Origin of the sequence: Pedobacter sp. UC225_65 (genome assembly GCF_042698365.1) — a bacterium.
In the GTDB taxonomy this organism is placed as follows: Bacteria; Bacteroidota; Bacteroidia; order Sphingobacteriales; family Sphingobacteriaceae; genus Pedobacter.
Map to the genome: position 1 here is coordinate 842,715 of NZ_CP170550.1, position 15,817 is coordinate 858,531.

The following is a 15,817-nucleotide window of genomic DNA, read 5'->3' on the forward strand; positions in this document are numbered from 1 at the left end:
GACAGATATTTATATTAAAAATACAAGACATAAAAAAGGAGCCCCAATTTGAGGCTCCTTTATATTTTTATTCCCTTTTAAATAAGGGTCAATGTCTTAGTTCAATTTAGCCAATGCTTCTTTAATTCTTTTCAAAGCCTCAACCAAGCTTTCATCAGAAGCGGCATAAGATAAACGGATGTAATTGTTATTGCCAAAAGAATCACCACCAACTGTAGCCACATGTCCTACATTTAATAGATATAAGGCCAAGTCTGCAGAATCTTTGATCACATTACCATCAGCATCTTTTTTACCAAAGAACGAACTGATTTCTGGGAAGAAATAAAAAGCCCCATCAGGAAGGTTGGTTTTTACACCGGGAATATCATTTAAAAGATTATATACCAATAACCTACGTCTGGCAAAAGCTTTTTTCATTTCCAATACACTTTCCAAACCTTGATCGTAAGCAACAATACCTGCACGCTGAGAGATAGAGCATGTTCCAGAAGTAGTCTGTCCTTGCATCTTATCGTTAGCGGCCGCAACTTCTTTGCTTGCTGCGATATAGCCCAATCTCCATCCGGTCATGGCAAAGGCCTTAGAAAAACCATTCACAATGATCACACGATCTTTGATGCTCTCAAATTGTGCAATAGATTCATGTTTGTCAACAAAATTGATGTGTTCATAGATTTCATCAGATAAGATGAAAACGTTGGGATGTCTTTCAAACACTTCAACCAATGCAGCCAGTTCAGCTTTGCTGTAAACCGATCCAGTTGGGTTACAAGGCGAAGAAAACATGAAAAGCTTTGTATTTGGTGTAATGGCTGCTTCAAGTTGTGCGGGTGTAATTTTAAAATTACTTTCGATATCGGTATCAATAAATACCGATTTACCTTCTGCAAGTACCACCATTTCTGAATAAGAAACCCAATAAGGAGTAGGAATCATGACCTCTTCTCCTGGATTGATCAAAGTTAAGATCACATTAGATAAAGACTGTTTTGCACCCGTAGAAACCACAATCTGAGAAATATCGTAATCGAGATTGTTTTCTCTCTTGAGTTTATTTGCAATTGCCTGACGCAGTTCTGGATAACCCGGTACCGGAGAATAATGCGTATAATTTTCATCCAAAGCTTTCTTGGCTGCCTCTTTTACATGTTCTGGTGTATTGAAATCGGGCTCGCCAATACTTAAACTAATAATATTAACACCTTTAGCTGCTAATTCGCGACCAAGTTTGGTCATTTTAAGTGTTGCGGACTCGGATAAGCTATTAATTCTTCGGGATAAAAATGTCATAATCTTTTTGTGAATGCGCAAATATAAAAACCTATTGCAATTAGGCACTAAAAAAAGATAATTTTCGTAAAAATTCAGTGTTAAAATGTATTTTTGGCATCTAAAACATCTCATCTTGCAGCCGAAAAAAAAAGCTATCCTCATTTCTCTCTTTGTAAGTATCTTACTCATGCTTGCCAAGTTTGTTGCTTATTTTTTAACCAATGCAAATGCGATTTTAACCGACGCCGCCGAAAGCATTGTGAATGTATTGGCCAGCGCTTTTGCTTTTTATAGCATTTACCTGAGCACTTTACCCAAAGATGAAAACCATCCTTATGGGCATGGAAAAGTAGAGTTCTTCTCTGCATTTGTAGAAGGAATCCTCATCGGTATCGCTGGTATCATCATTATATTGAAATCCAGTTATGACCTGATTCTATCCTACAGAGATCAAACAATTGTATGAAGGTGCCATTATTATCGGGATAACAGGAGTGATTAACCTATTAGTTGGTTTTTATCTGATCAATGTGGGTAAAAAAAACAAATCCATTACTTTGGAAGCAGATGGTAAACACCTCCTTACAGACTCGATCAGTAGTGGAGGATTGGTAATCGGAATCATTTTGATCCAATTGACCCAGGTCTACTGGTTAGATGGAGCCATTTCTATTTTATTAGGTTCTTATATCATCTACAATGGTTATAAATTAACAAGACGTTCTGTTGGGGGATTAATGGATGAGAGTAATATCGAACTTGTAGAAGATATAGTTGCCATTTTACAAGAAAACAGGTTAGACAGCTGGATTGATGTACATAACTTAAGAGCCCAACAATATGGTGCGGATCTACACATCGATTGCCACGTTACCCTGCCTTATTATTACGATTTAAATACGGTCCATCAAGAAATCTCAAGTATAGATAAGCTGATCAATGTTTCTGGTTCGCATCAAACAGAATTGTTTATCCATGCCGATCCATGCTTGCCAGCTTGTTGCAATTATTGTAAGATGCATCATTGTGGAGTTAGACAAGAAGAGTTCAAAGCCGAAATTCGATGGAACATGGAAAATGTAACCAAAAACCAAAAACATTTTAATCAATGAGTTATTTTAATGTAAGAGTTTATGGACTGCTCGATCAATAGCCAAAATCAGGTTTTGTTAAGTGACGAAAGCGAGTACGGCCAGTGTTTTACCAAGTTTCCGGGCGGAGGGTTAGAACTGGGAGAAGGTTTGATAGATGCCTTAAAACGTGAGTTTGTGGAAGAATGTAATGCCGAAATTGAAGTGACAGGTCATTTTTATACTACAGATTTTTACGAAAAATCATCATTTAATGATAGTCAGGTGATCAGTATCTATTATTTGGTAAAAGCAATACAACCCTTGCAACTTCCTTTTAAAACAAAGGTTTTCGATTTCGATGAAAACAGCAACCAATCTTTTAGATGGGTTGAGCTAGCAGCACTCACCGCAAATGATGTTACTTTTAAAACCGACAAAACTGTGGTAGATCTTTTAAAACAATCAATCAGCTAAGCAATGGGAGATAAGATTTTGTATTATTTGCATCCGGTATTTAGGTTTGTGCTGTTTGTGGTTTTTATCTTCATCTGCCTGTTGCCCTTTGGCTTGATCAGTGAATTTGGTTTCATCTCTTTGCCTAAAGATTCTATCGTAACGGATATGATTTTTGAAACAGAGATCATTATTGCGGTGTTGGGCGCCTTGCTTATGACTTTTAAAACTTTCCCAACACTGGATTTTAACAGTGTATTTGTAGAAAGGCAAGGCCTATTGTCTGGATTTTTAAAAGGCAGTCTGATTGGTTTTTTATTGATCGGAATATGCGGAGGTGCATTGCTCTTAACTGGCAATGTAGCTTTTTCCGTTGGTGAGATTAGTGTGGTCCTCTTTTTAGGCTATTTATTATATTTTATACTGGTTGCGTTATTGGAAGAACTGATGTTCAGGACCTTGCCCTTGTTTGTTTTTGCAGAACGTTACCCGATTATTTTGGCAGTTGTGCTAAATGGACTACTATTTGGGTCAGCACATTTGGCCAACCCAGGTTTTACATGGTTGTCTATGCTGAACATTGCTTTGGCAGGGATTTTATTTTCTGTATTTACCTTGCAAAAGAGAAATGTGAGTTGGGCCATCGGTATCCATTTCGGTTGGAATTTTGCACAAGGAATTTTATTGGGTTATAAAGTAAGTGGAACCAATACCCCAGGAGTATTAATAGCCAAACCCATTGGGAATGGTTATTTGTCTGGTGGCATATTTGGTATTGAAGTACTCTGTTGTTTGTACAGCTGTCCTAACCATTTTAATTGTTTATTTAATGGTTCGTTATCCGATAACACCTGTTGAAGAAGCTATTTTTGAAACAGAATTGGAAGAAGAGACTGAGATATGATGAGTTTAATAGAAAGAATAAAAAGTAATCTGGCATCCATATACACAGATGAAAGATGCACAAACGCCAATTCCTATTGTTAAGGGAGAAGGGGTTTACCTGTTTGATGAGGATGAAAAAAAGTACATTGATGCAGTTTCATCTTGGTGGGTCAATATTCATGGGCATGCACACCCCTATATTGCCGAAAAGGTTTCCGTACAGCTAAGTGAACTAGAGCATGTTATTTTTGCAGGTTTTACACATGAACCTGCAGTAAGGCTTGCCGAAAGGTTATTGCCTTTGTTGCCCGGTAAACAAGAAAAGATATTTTATACCGATAATGGCTCTACAGCGGTAGAAGTGGCACTTAAAATGTGTTTGCAATATTGGCACAATACAGGCAATCAACAGAAAAAGAAAGTGTTGGCCTTTAAAGATGCCTATCATGGGGATACTTTTGGAGCCATGTCTGTAAGTGGAAGAAGCATTTTTACCAATCCTTTTAATGAGCTATTGTTCGATGTTGAATTTATAGACCTGCCCAACCAAGCTAATATCTCAAGTTTAGTAGCGCATATTTCAGACTTGAAATCAGAATTGTCCTGTTTCATTTTTGAGCCTTTGATATTGGGTGCTGGTGGTATGCAGATGTACGAGGCAAAATACCTGGATCAATTGCTGGCATGTTGTATCGAGAACGATATTTTAACAATTGCTGATGAAGTTATGACAGGATTTGGTCGTACAGGCACTTACTTCGCTTCTGAGCAACTTACACATCGTCCTGATATATTTTGTTTAAGCAAAGGTTTAACGGGTGGTACAATGCCTTTAGGTGTGACGAGCTGTAACCAAAAAATTTTTGATGCCTTTTTAAGTGATGATAAATTGAAGACACTTTACCATGGGCATTCGTTTACAGCAAATCCGGTAGCTTGTGCAGCATCGCTGGCCAGTTTGGACATACTCTTGGACGAAAAAACCTTGGCCAACATTAAAAGGGTAGAGGCGCAACACCAACAGTTCCTCAATCAGGTCAAAAACCATCCCAAGGTGAGGAACATTCGTCAAACCGGAACAATTATCGCATTAGAATGGGAAACCGGAAATGATACTTCTTACTTAAGTGGGTTGAGAGACCAGCTCTATAACTACTTTTTAACCAAAGGAATCATCTTACGACCTTTAGGAAACATCATCTATATCTTACCTCCGTATGTCATTTCTAATGATGATTTGACGTACATTTACCGAACCATACAACAAGCCTTAGAAGAAATATAATATGCAATTGACCCCAATTTTAGAAAATATTGTTAATGATAATGTGTTGCATTCCAAATGGTTAAATACATTGTCTTATATGGAAAATGCAGGTGCGAAGAAGATATCCGCATCAGAACATAAAGAAGAAGTAACCCTATTGATCTTAAAACATGCCGCAGAAGAACATCGTCATGCTTACTACCTGAAAAAGCAATTGGCTAAACTTGATGAAAATCTGTGCAAGACCTATAGCAATGCCGAACTGTTGGCTCCTAATCATACCAAGTATTATCTAAATACATTAGATGTTCAAGTTTGCAGATATTTAAAAAATCATTTTAAGCTTTCTGGTTATGATTTGAAATTTGCAGCCTATCTTTTTGTAACCTATGCAATCGAGGTAAGGGCTGATGAGCTTTATCCTATCTATCAGGAGGTATTAACTGCTAAGGAAAGCCGTGTAACTGTAAAATCTATTATTTTAGAAGAAGAAGGGCATTTAGAAGAAATGCTACATCAGTTAAAAGAGTTCTCTCCAGATTGGGAAAAACACGCACAAAGATGATCAAGATCGAACAGCAGATGTTTACCAATTGGATGACAGGTTTAGCAAAAGAAGTAAGCAATTAAGGATCTAAACCTTTACCACTTTGGTTGGGCTAATGGCAAAAACCTGTTCGGTAGCCTTTGGCTTGATTAAACTTAATCCCGTAAAAGCACTAAAGGCGGGCATAATGGCATATTTTTCTGCAAAATAAAAACAGGGAAACCTTAAACGCTGTTTGGCTTTTCCAACAATGGCTACCCCAGGATGGATATGTCCACTGATTGGGTATAATTCTGGTTGTGAACACGCTAAGGCATCATGTATGAAACAGAAATTAGCAGTACAATAATTAGGGTCATAAATCTCGATTCCCAAAGCTTCGTATTGGTTTTGATCTAAACGGTCGTGATTACCTTTAACCAAGATAAATTTCAATGCCCGATATTGGTTTTTCCAACGTTCAAAATCATCAACATCGGTATTGAGTTCATGATGGAACATGTCACCATTAATGAGCAAGGTTTGAGGCTGATAGCTTTCCAATAAACTGGTTAATCTGTTAAGGTCATGTTGGGCCAGTGTTGAAGGTACTTGCAGTCCAGCCTTCCTGAAATGCGCAGATTTGCCCAAATGGAGGTCGCTTATCGCTAAAAGTTGTTGTTCAGGGAAGAATATTGCCCTTTCTTTAGCTAGGATTAATTCCTCATTTCTGATGGTGATGGTCATTAAACTGCTTTTATTTAAATACTTCTGCCTTCATTCTTTCAATCCGATTTTCCAATTCTTCAGAACTCATGTTTGCCCTAAGGCTATCTACCTTTATCGGAAAAGATAGGGGAGTAAATCTAGAAGGATAGGTGATCACAATGGTACTTTGTTGGATACGGTGTAAGGCTGCTGCTAATCGCGGTTCTTCCAATTGCTGATAAAATACCTCGTCGTAAGCTTGACGTAAAAGTAGATTATGTTTGTCGAAATCGCTAAAAACATTAAAAAATAATCCAGCTGAAGACTGAAGATGTTTGTTTGCGACATACTTGCCCGGATAGCCTTGAAATACCAATCCTGCAATGCAGGCAATATCCCTAAACTTTCTTCTGGCCATTTCTGTAGAATTAATGCTCAAGGTAATGTCTTCTGTTAAATTTTCTGGAGAGAATACTTCGTAAGCAATTGCATCATCCATCGGAATTGGGGTGTCGCTGAGCAGTTCAAAACCATAATCGTTCATGGCCAACGAAAAAGTAATGGGCACGAGTTTACTTAAACGGTAAGCAATTAGCGCTGCTAATATTTCATGTACCAACCGGCCTTCAAAAGGATAAGCGAAAAGATGGAAACCTTCTTTATTGTTGATCATCTCGATCAATAATTCATCACTTTTGGGTACGTGAGAGCGTTCTTGTTGAACAAGAAACAAAGGATAGATCACATCTAGTTCTTCTTCTTGGTGTGTTTGAAGGAGCACTTCGTTGTATTTTTTTCTCAATACCGCACCTAAATTGGACGACAAAGGTAGCCTGCCGCCTAGCCAACTGGGCGATACGGCCCTTTTTTGTTTGCTTTTGCGTACCATCACTGTCATGTCTTTGATGTGTACAAATTCTAATATCCTTCCCGCTAAGGTAAAGCTATCCCCAACTTTAAGTCTTGAAACAAAATATTCTTCTACCATCCCTATATAGCCACCAGAAAGAAACTTGACTTTTAGCATGGCATCACTCACAATGGTGCCGATATGTAAGCGGTGACGGAGGGCAATCTGTCTGCTTTTTACTTTCCATAAGCCATCTTCTTCGTCTTTCACCACTTTTTTGAATTCTTGATAAGCATTGAGGCTATCTCCACCAGAAGAGATAAACTGCATGATCCAAGCCCATTCTTCGGGTAATAACATGTTGAAGGCATGGGTTTGTTTAACTTCTTCATAAATCAGTTGGTCATCAAAGCCATCTCCAATGGCCAAGGTTACCAGATATTGGATCAGTGTATCGAAAACCATGATCACGGGTTCTCTACTTTCGATGTTATTGGCTTTGGCGGCTTCTTTTATAGCGGCCGCTTCTACCAATTCTAAGGCATGTGTGGGCAAAAAATAGATCTTTGAGGTTTCTCCTGGCGAATGCCCAGAACGCCCAGCCCTTTGTAAAAAACGAGCTACACCTTTGGGTGATCCAATTTGTATCACGGTATCAACTGGTTTAAAATCTACACCTAGATCTAACGATGAAGTAGCAATAACGGCTTTTAATAAACCACTATGTAATGCATCTTCAATCCAGTTGCGCAATTCGAAATCTATAGAGCCATGATGGATGGCAATTCTTCCTGCCAGTTCGGGTTCTAAGTTGAGTAGGTGTTGGTACCACATTTCGGACTGACCTCTTGTGTTGATGAAGATTAAGGTGGTTTTACTTTTTTCGATGATCGGCAGTAATTTATAAGCTAATTTCAATCCTAAATGTCCAGCCCAAGGTAAAGTTTCAATATCGTCTGGTAAGATAGATTTGATGGTGATTTTTTTATCCAACTTTGCTTTGATGATGATTCTTTTCGCATTTACATCAGGCTCAATTACAGTTAATGCTTCTTCAATATTGCCAATGGTAGCAGAGATGCCCCAGGTCCTTAAATGCTGTTGCTTGGCCGCTTTTTGTAGGCCTTTTATTCTAGAAATGGCCAATTCTACCAATACACCACGTTTACTGCCCAAAAGCTCATGCCATTCGTCTGCAACAATACATTTCAAGCCTTCAAACAATGCTGATGAACCTTTTTGTGCCAATAAAAGATGTAGACTTTCTGGTGTAATCAACAAAATTTCAGGCATTGATTTTTTCTGTTGTAGCTTTTCTGCTTGTGTAGTGTCGCCATTTCTTACCCCTACATGCCAATCCAATTCCAATTCTGCCAAAACTTCCCTCATTGCCCTGGCAATGTCTTTGGCCAAAGAACGTAAAGGTGTGATCCAGATGAGCTGTAATCGGTCCTTCGCTTTCTTTTTATCTTTTTTTTCTGCTAGGTCCAACCCTTCAATTACTACTGCCAAGAACAAAGAAAAGGTTTTTCCAAATCCAGTAGGGGCATTAACCAAACCGCTATAACCCTGCTGGTAATGGTCCCATGCCTCAATCTGAAAATCAAATGGTTTCTTTTTGTTGGCTTTAAGCCATGCCATTACCTTTTTATAACCGCTTGTTTTTTGCATTGTTTCTTTAACAGTTCAATCTTTAAAATGTTAGGTTATGACTTACATTTTTATCAATTAAAAAATTAGTTAAATATGGTTGGTTTCATTAAATAGTTACTATTTTAGGATCAGATAAAACCGTATTACTATTTAACCATTTTTTATGAAGAAAATTTTATTGTTGAGCCTCATCTCATTCGTTTGTTTCAATGCAAATTCGCAAACCGTAACCCAAAAATCTAGTATTGGTATCACTATTGGCCCAAGCTTTCCATTAGGCGATTTTGGAAGCAAGGACTTAGGTAATTCGGAATCTGGTTTAGCAAAAGTTGGTGGTTTCTTAGCCATCGATTATAGTTATAAATTCTCAAAATATTTTGGGGCCATCGTCAGCGCGCAAGGTCGTATGTATAGTGTTGATGAAAAAGCTTTGGCAGCATACGGTGTTCCTGATGGGACTGGAGCTAGCTTAAGCATTACCACAAGTGCTTGGAAAATGGGAGCGATCATGGCTGGGGTTTTTCAGGTTGTTCCTTTAACCAAAGATGAAAAATTAAATTTAGAGATCAGGGCTTTAGGTGGGTATCAATCTACTTCATCGCCTAAATTAGATGTGAAGATATCTATTCCAGGTATGGGGTCTTTTCAGGATAGTCAAGAATCTGAATCTTCTGGTTCTTTCGCTTATTTAGTAGGTGCTGGATTGAAATATAGTTTAAGCCCTGCTGTTGCATTAAAACTGAGTGGAGATTACAATGGAGCTCAACCGAAGTTCTCAGTTACTACCTATCCAGCTGATGCGCCAGTTACACAACAGGTACGTCAAAGCATTGGAGCCTTTAATGTTGGTGTAGGTTTAGTGATTGGATTTTAAATCTGTTGATGAAATCAATTGCCTTAGCTCGTCTAAAGTATTGATTTCATCAACTTTTTTATCTTTTCGCCACCTGGCGATGCGGGGAAAACGTAAAGCCAGACCAGCTTTATGACGTTTGCTTTCTGCAATGCCTTCAAATGCAATTTCGAATACCAGTTCCGGTTTTACCGTACGTACTGGCCCAAATTTCTCAATCGCATTTTTGTTTACGAATGAATTTACCTCTTTGATTTCTTTATCTGTTAAACCAGAATAAGCTTTGGCTATAGTCACCAATTTTTCACCATCCTTAACTGCAAAAGTATAATCCGTATAGAAATTTGCTCTTCTTCCACTTCCTTTTTGTGCATAGATCATTACTGTATCCACGGTATATGGGTTGATTTTCCATTTCCACCAATCGCCCCGCTTACGGCCTGTATGGAATATCGAATCCAATTTTTTGAGCATAATGCCTTCACTGTTCAGTTCTCTTGAACTTTGTCTAAGGGTAGTTAACTTTTCCCAGCTTTCAAATTCGATAACGGGAGAGGGTAGTACCACATTTTTGGTTTTTAGTTTTTGAAGGATAGCTACCAATATGCTTCTTCGTTGCTGTAAGGGTTCTTGTCTAATGTCCTGTGCTTTGTATTCTAATACATCATATGCGAAAAAGCCGATCGGAGCTTCATTAAGCTGAGACTTGTTGATGGTTTTTCGATTTAATCTTTGTTGGAGTATGCTGAATGATTGGACGTTGCCCTCTTTTATAGAAAGGATCTCTCCATCCAAAACAGTTCCATCTTCTAATTCGTCTTTTAAAAAATGAAGTTCTGGAAATTGATCTGTAACCAATTCCTCACCACGAGACCAGATAAACAATTCGCCGTTTCTTTTTATAATTTGGCCACGGATGCCATCCCATTTCCATTCGGCCTGCCAGGCGGTAGTAGGTCCTAGATTTTCTGGTTCAGTATCGAGCGCATAAGCTAAACAAAATGGGTATGGCCAAGAATTGTCGGTATTTACATGCATCCCTTCAATAAGTTCGTTATAAGTGATTTCTTGAGGTAGCCACTTGCCCATTATACTATGCATGATTTTGCTGCTATCTTTTTGGCTTTGTTTGGCAATCGCATTGACCAGCATTTTATTCGAAACCCCTATCCTGAAATTACCAGAGGATCAGCTTGTTGAAAATGAAACGTTCTTGGGTATTTAAGCCATTCCAAGCAGCTAGGATATATGCTTTTTTGGTAGCTTCTGCTTGGGTATTCAAATCTGCCAATTCAGTAATCCATTGTTCAAGTGGTTTCTCTATGATATGTGCTGCAGGTGGTAACACCAAGGCAATGGTTTCGCTTAGGTCGCCAACACTATGGTAACTTTCTAAAAACAGCCATTCAGGGATTCCACTTAACTCTATCGCCCATTGTTTGATCAAAGCTGTATTGACAGGTCTTTTTGGCTTTTTACCAGTAAACATGGCAATTACATAAGGTTTATCCTTATCAGCTGCTTCGTTAAAATAGGAAACCAATGCGGCAATTTTGTCGTTGGTTTTGTTGCTGAGCTCTAGCTCTTGGATAAGTTGTGCAAAGCGTTTCAAGAGATCTGTTCTGGTTTAATTAAACTATCATCATCTTCAGCGCCATATTTTGTAGTAACCTCTTCAGCACTGATTCCAATTTCATTCAGATATTTGGCAAATACAGCCGTACTGCCGTGTGTAACAAATACTTTTTCTGCATTTGTGGCTTTGATTGCGGTTAATAGTCCTTGCCAATCCGCATGGTCGCTTAAAGCAAACCCAGCATCCGCGCTTCGCCATCTTCTTCCTGCACGAACAGCCATCCAGCCAGAACAGACCCCAACGGCTGGTTGTTGTAAGCTTTTGATCCATTTTCCATCGGCTAGTGCAGGAGGTACAATAACAATTCCTTTTTGCAATTCCTCTTTTTTGAGGTCAGGGGTGATGCGGATGGTCTTTGGTAGTTCTACACCTGCAGCCATAAAGCTTTCATTGAGATTGGCAATCGAATTGTGAACATAGATAGGATATTGATTACCCAAATTTTTGATCAATCTTTGAGCTTTTCCTAAGCTATAAGCTACTAAAATGCTTGTTTTTCCCTTCCAATGATTATCAGTTACCCAATTTTTGATCTGTTCGAAGATGATTTCTTGAGCTTGCCAATTGTAAATTGGAAGACCAAAAGTGCTTTCAGAAACGAAGGTATGGCATTTCACAGGTTCAAAAGCTGTGCTGATTCCATCATATTCTACTTTATAATCTCCAGAAACTACACAGATTTCTCCTTTATATTCCAGTTTAATCTGTGAAGACCCAATCACATGTCCAGCAGGGAATAGGGTTAATTTAACACCATTAATATTGATAGTTTGATGATAAGGTAGCGTTTGTACATTATCGGTTAATCCGTATCGTTGTTGTAGGATAGGTTTGGTCAGCTCGTGGCATAGATAGTTTTTGTTTCCAAATTTTACATGGTCTGCATGTCCGTGCGTAGTTACAGCGTAATCTACAGGGTGCCAAGGGTCGATATAGAAATTCCCCTGTTTGCAATAGATACCTTTATTTGTAAACTTAATAAGTGCCATGTTCTATTATAACCAATAAATAAACAATAAGTTTTGGCTTAATTATCGGCTGATTAGCCGATAATCTTTAATATCGGGTATTTAGCCGATAATCGGAAATATCGGGTATTTACCCGATATTAGTGAAATGATAGCAGTAATTACAGGAGATATCATTAACTCCAGGGCATTGCCAGAAGAATGGATAGATACGCTTAAGGGTGCATTAACGCATTTATTCAGTAAAAAATCGAAATGGGAAATCTTTAGAGGAGATAGCTTTCAAATAGAGCTGAATGCAGAAGACGCTCTTTTAAATGCAATTTACATTAAGGCGTGTATAAAGACTTTAAAGAAAGCCGATGTAAGAATGGGCATAGGAATAGGCAAAAAAAATGTGAATTCAGCAAAGGTAACTGAGGCCAATGGCGAGGCTTTTATCAATTCTGGATTTGCTTTTGATACATTAAAGATGAATAAGGTAAATATGGCTTTTGAGACACCTTGGCCTAGCTTTGACCATGACCTCAACCTATTTATCAAATTGGCATTGATCGCTATGGATAGCTGGGGACAGATTTCGGCAGAGATGGTAAAATATGCCATCGAAAATAAGAATACCAAACAAGATAAAATTGCTAAAATATCAGGTAGAAGCCAATCTTCTGTGAGTGAAGCCTTAAAAAGAGCACATTTCGCAGAACTGATGGAACTTGAAAACAAGTATAGACAACAAGTGCTAACCTTAATTAAAAAATGATGGAAATTGCATTGCTTAAACTGTTATTGGCTCATGTGCTGGGCGATTTCTTTCTTCAGCCTAATTCTTGGGTAACTGAAAAAGAAAAACTAAAGTTAAGATCGGGCAAATTATATCTGCATATTGCCATTCATATTGCTTTGGTTTTTTTGGTCTTCTTTACATTTAATGTATGGAAAGTAGCTGTGGTAATTGGTTTGGGCCATGGCCTGATTGATGCCATGAAACTCATTTTTCAAAAAGAAAAGACCAAGCGTATGTGGTTTTTTATTGACCAGATATTACATGTAGTGCTAATTTTTGCCGTTTGGAAATATAGCCATCAAGCAACAATTGACTTAGGGTTTTTACAAAATGAGAAGTTTTGGTCATTTGTATTGGGCGCATTGTTCTTAACCTCGCCAGCAGCTATTTTTATCAGGGTAGTTATTGCCAAATGGATACCAACAAAAAGCTCGGCCTCTTTACAGGATGCAGGTAAGTTTATCGGTATTATTGAAAGGTTGTTGATTTATCTTTTTGTTTGTACACGCCATTTTGAAGCAGTTGGTTTTTTGTTAGCTGCCAAATCCATTTTTAGGTTTGGAGACCTTAAAGAAGCACATGACATCAAACTTACAGAATATGTACTGATCGGTACTTTATTAAGTTTTGGTATCGCATTGATTGTGGCAATGACTGTGATGTTATAAAAAAGCCTCAATTTATATTGAGGCTTTTAAATGGAATAAAATAAATTGTTATCTAGCTCCTGGAGGGCAGTTTTCTTTTAAAAATTTGGTATAAACCAGAGATAGGTGTTCAGAGGTTCCCTCACCTTCAAATATCCCGTGTGTACGGTTAGGGTAGCTCATCATCTGAAATACTTTTTTGTTCTTTACCAACTCATTGATCAACATTTCGGCATTTTGGTAATGCACATTGTCATCACCTGTACCATGAATGTATAATAGGTTACCTCTTAGGTTTTTGGCATAAGTAATAGGCGAACCTTTTACATAAGCCTCGGTACTTGGAAAAGGAGTACCCATATAACGTTCTTGGTAAATGTTGTCGTAGGTCAATTGATTAGCAACTGCTGCAACTGCAATACCTGTAGAGTAGATTTCTGGATATTGGAACAATAGGTTTAAGGTAGAAGAACCACCACCACTCCAACCATGCACAGCCACACGGTCTTTATCCATAAATGAGTAAGTAGCCAATAATTTCTTGGTGGCCATTGCTTGGTCGCGAATGTTAATAATTCCGATATTTTTATAGATGCTTTTTCTCCAAGCAGCACCTTTAGGAACTGGCGCCCCACGGTTATCCATAGAGATATAGATGTATCCATCTTTGGCCATATCACCTGCGTATAGTCCATTTCTACCAGCGCCCCAAACATCTGCAGCAGTTTGTGAAGCAGGCTCGCCATACACATAAAATACAACAGGATATTTTTTGTTTGGATTAAAATCGTCTGGTTTTTTCATCCAACCATCCATTTCAACACCATCTTCGGTAGTTACCTTAAAAAACTCAACCTTATTTTTAGGTGGTTTTTGTTTACCAATCTGACTGGTAATGCTACCATCCATGGTTAAAGGATTATTTGTGGCAAAGTTCATCCACTCTGTTACTGGAGAAATGCTAGAACTATTGTAACTATGGCGAGCAAATAACCCATTTGGAGAAATTGAATAGCTATGTGTACCAGGCAATACAGAAGGAGTGACCATCTCTAGTTTACCTTTGCCGTCTAATTTGGTTTTGTAAAGGTATTTTTGCGTCGCATTGGTAGGTGAGGCCATGAAATAGACCATATTGTTTTTCTCATCAATCAAGTTTACACTGATCACGTCGTAATTGCCTTTGGTGATCAAGGTTTCTTTCTTGCCATCTCTACTGATGCGATATAGATGCGTATAACCATCTTTTTCGCTCTGCCAAACAAATTCCTTGTTGCCATTTAACCAAACCCAACCATCGGTTGCATCTATCCAGGCTTTGTCGTTTTCTTTATAGATTTCCGTAATGCTACCTGTTGAAGCGTTAGCAATAAATACTTTACTTTCGTTCTGCTCGCGGTTTAATTGTTGTAGAATCACCTCGTTTGTATTGGGTATCCATTCCATACGCGGAATGTAATGCTGTATATTGTCGCCAGGTACAGCTAGCCAATTGGTTTTAGCAGTTTCAATATCAACCACACCAATTTTACAGGCCGAAGGGTTCTGTCCAACTTTCGGGTATTCTACAGGAACATTGAAAGAATAGATTGAATCTGTATTGTTGATCATCAAAAAGTTTCTGATCTTGGTGGCATCTATTTGCCAATAGGCAATAGATTTACTGTCTGGGCTCCATCTAAAACCATCTAAACAGTTAAATTCTTCTTCATAAACCCAGTCGAAAGTACCATTGATCATTCTTAAGGTGCCATCTGTAGTTAATGCTTTAATAGCACCACTAGCCAAATCTTCTACATAGATATTGTGCTCACTTACATAAGCCACTTTTGAGCCATCAGGAGAGAATTTGGCAAACATCAAAGAAGATTCAGGTCTGCCTTTGCCAATTTGGGTCAATTTGTTGTTGGTGATATCCGCCACCCAATAATCGCCACGACTATCCTGACGCCAAACTCTTTTGGTATTAGTATAGATCAACGCTTTGGTGCCATCATCGGTTAATTGAAAACTTCTGACTGTTAAAGGAGTAGTGCGATTGGTTGGCGTAAGTAGTTCTCTACTGATAATTGTTTTACGTTCGCTTTTGGGTAGGGTAACGGTTACGATTTCGCCACCAGCATTTAGGTAATAACTGCTGCCATCTTTGGTCCAGTTAACACCACCTCTTTGGGCCTTTACCACATTGCCTAATAAAGCAATAAATGCAATGACCAAACATAGTTTATTGATTTTCATA

At 38.3% G+C, this 15,817-nt stretch carries 16 protein-coding genes; 9 read left to right on the forward strand and 7 right to left on the reverse strand.

The genetic code is table 11. From position 1 onward, the window contains the following. Positions 1-96: 96 nt before the first annotated feature. Positions 97-1,293, reverse strand: coding sequence for a pyridoxal phosphate-dependent aminotransferase (locus ACFJIZ_RS04410; protein WP_379091017.1), 1,197 nt, complete (start codon positions 1,291-1,293; stop codon positions 97-99). A 115-nt stretch (positions 1,294-1,408) separates the two neighbouring features. Between ACFJIZ_RS04410 and ACFJIZ_RS04415 the strand changes: the two genes are divergently transcribed. The 6 genes from ACFJIZ_RS04415 to ACFJIZ_RS04440 all read left to right on the forward strand — a co-directional run bounded on the left by ACFJIZ_RS04415 (position 1,409) and on the right by ACFJIZ_RS04440 (position 5,518). After that, positions 1,409-1,741, forward strand: a complete 333-nt coding sequence (locus tag ACFJIZ_RS04415) for a cation diffusion facilitator family transporter (RefSeq protein WP_379091019.1) — start codon at positions 1,409-1,411, stop codon at positions 1,739-1,741. Then, positions 1,734-2,387, forward strand: a complete 654-nt coding sequence (locus ACFJIZ_RS04420) for a cation diffusion facilitator family transporter (protein ID WP_379091021.1) — start codon at positions 1,734-1,736, stop codon at positions 2,385-2,387. Before ACFJIZ_RS04415 ends, ACFJIZ_RS04420 begins: the two co-directional genes overlap by 8 nt. 21 nt (positions 2,388-2,408) lie before the next feature. Beyond that, complete coding sequence (locus tag ACFJIZ_RS04425) at positions 2,409-2,822, forward strand: NUDIX domain-containing protein (RefSeq protein ID WP_379091023.1); 414 nt, start codon at positions 2,409-2,411, stop codon at positions 2,820-2,822. A 3-nt stretch (positions 2,823-2,825) separates the two neighbouring features. Next, positions 2,826-3,659, forward strand: coding sequence for a CPBP family intramembrane glutamic endopeptidase (locus ACFJIZ_RS04430; protein WP_379091025.1), 834 nt, complete (start codon positions 2,826-2,828; stop codon positions 3,657-3,659). A gap of 94 nt (positions 3,660-3,753) precedes the next feature. Continuing rightward, positions 3,754-4,971, forward strand: a complete 1,218-nt coding sequence (gene bioA / locus ACFJIZ_RS04435) for an adenosylmethionine--8-amino-7-oxononanoate transaminase (protein ID WP_379091027.1) — start codon at positions 3,754-3,756, stop codon at positions 4,969-4,971. Between the two features lies 1 nt (position 4,972). Further along, positions 4,973-5,518 carry a hypothetical protein gene (locus tag ACFJIZ_RS04440; protein WP_379091029.1) on the forward strand — a complete coding sequence of 182 codons (546 nt, stop codon included), beginning with the start codon at positions 4,973-4,975 and terminating at the stop codon, positions 5,516-5,518. Between the two features lie 69 nt (positions 5,519-5,587). On the opposite strand, the gene pdeM is transcribed toward ACFJIZ_RS04440, so the two are convergent. Then, complete coding sequence (gene pdeM, locus ACFJIZ_RS04445; protein ID WP_379091031.1) at positions 5,588-6,226, reverse strand: ligase-associated DNA damage response endonuclease PdeM; 639 nt, start codon at positions 6,224-6,226, stop codon at positions 5,588-5,590. 10 nt (positions 6,227-6,236) lie between these two features. Next, positions 6,237-8,708 carry a ligase-associated DNA damage response DEXH box helicase gene (locus ACFJIZ_RS04450; protein ID WP_379091034.1) on the reverse strand — a complete coding sequence of 824 codons (2,472 nt, stop codon included), beginning with the start codon at positions 8,706-8,708 and terminating at the stop codon, positions 6,237-6,239. Positions 8,709-8,853: 145 nt separating this feature from the next. Between ACFJIZ_RS04450 and ACFJIZ_RS04455 the strand changes: the two genes are divergently transcribed. Beyond that, positions 8,854-9,564, forward strand: a complete 711-nt coding sequence (locus tag ACFJIZ_RS04455; protein ID WP_379091036.1) for a hypothetical protein — start codon at positions 8,854-8,856, stop codon at positions 9,562-9,564. Here the strand turns inward: ACFJIZ_RS04455 and ACFJIZ_RS04460 are convergent. The 3 genes from ACFJIZ_RS04460 to ACFJIZ_RS04470 are packed head-to-tail and all read right to left on the reverse strand — an operon-like array spanning position 9,547 to position 12,168. Continuing rightward, the gene (locus tag ACFJIZ_RS04460; protein WP_379091040.1) at positions 9,547-10,695 is read right to left on the reverse strand and encodes a cisplatin damage response ATP-dependent DNA ligase; all 1,149 of its coding nucleotides are present in this window, start codon (positions 10,693-10,695) and stop codon (positions 9,547-9,549) included. The two genes, ACFJIZ_RS04455 and ACFJIZ_RS04460, sit on opposite strands and share 18 nt — an antisense overlap. A gap of 25 nt (positions 10,696-10,720) precedes the next feature. Further along, complete coding sequence (locus ACFJIZ_RS04465) at positions 10,721-11,155, reverse strand: hypothetical protein (RefSeq protein ID WP_379091043.1); 435 nt, start codon at positions 11,153-11,155, stop codon at positions 10,721-10,723. Further along, a complete protein-coding gene (locus ACFJIZ_RS04470; protein ID WP_379091045.1) occupies positions 11,152-12,168 on the reverse strand; it encodes a ligase-associated DNA damage response exonuclease in 1,017 nt (338 codons plus the stop codon). Before ACFJIZ_RS04470 ends, ACFJIZ_RS04465 begins: the two co-directional genes overlap by 4 nt. 127 nt (positions 12,169-12,295) lie before the next feature. Here ACFJIZ_RS04470 and ACFJIZ_RS04475 point away from each other — a divergent pair, with 127 nt between their 5' ends. Further along, positions 12,296-12,907, forward strand: a complete 612-nt coding sequence (locus ACFJIZ_RS04475) for a SatD family protein (RefSeq protein WP_379091047.1) — start codon at positions 12,296-12,298, stop codon at positions 12,905-12,907. Continuing rightward, the gene (locus tag ACFJIZ_RS04480) at positions 12,904-13,599 is read left to right on the forward strand and encodes a DUF3307 domain-containing protein (RefSeq protein WP_379091049.1); all 696 of its coding nucleotides are present in this window, start codon (positions 12,904-12,906) and stop codon (positions 13,597-13,599) included. The genes ACFJIZ_RS04475 and ACFJIZ_RS04480 overlap by 4 nt, the downstream gene beginning before the upstream one ends. Before the next feature lie 48 nt (positions 13,600-13,647). On the opposite strand, the gene ACFJIZ_RS04485 is transcribed toward ACFJIZ_RS04480, so the two are convergent. After that, entirely contained in the window at positions 13,648-15,816 is a 2,169-nt protein-coding gene (locus ACFJIZ_RS04485) for a S9 family peptidase (RefSeq protein WP_379091053.1), read from the reverse strand. Between the last annotated feature and the right edge of the window lies 1 nt (position 15,817).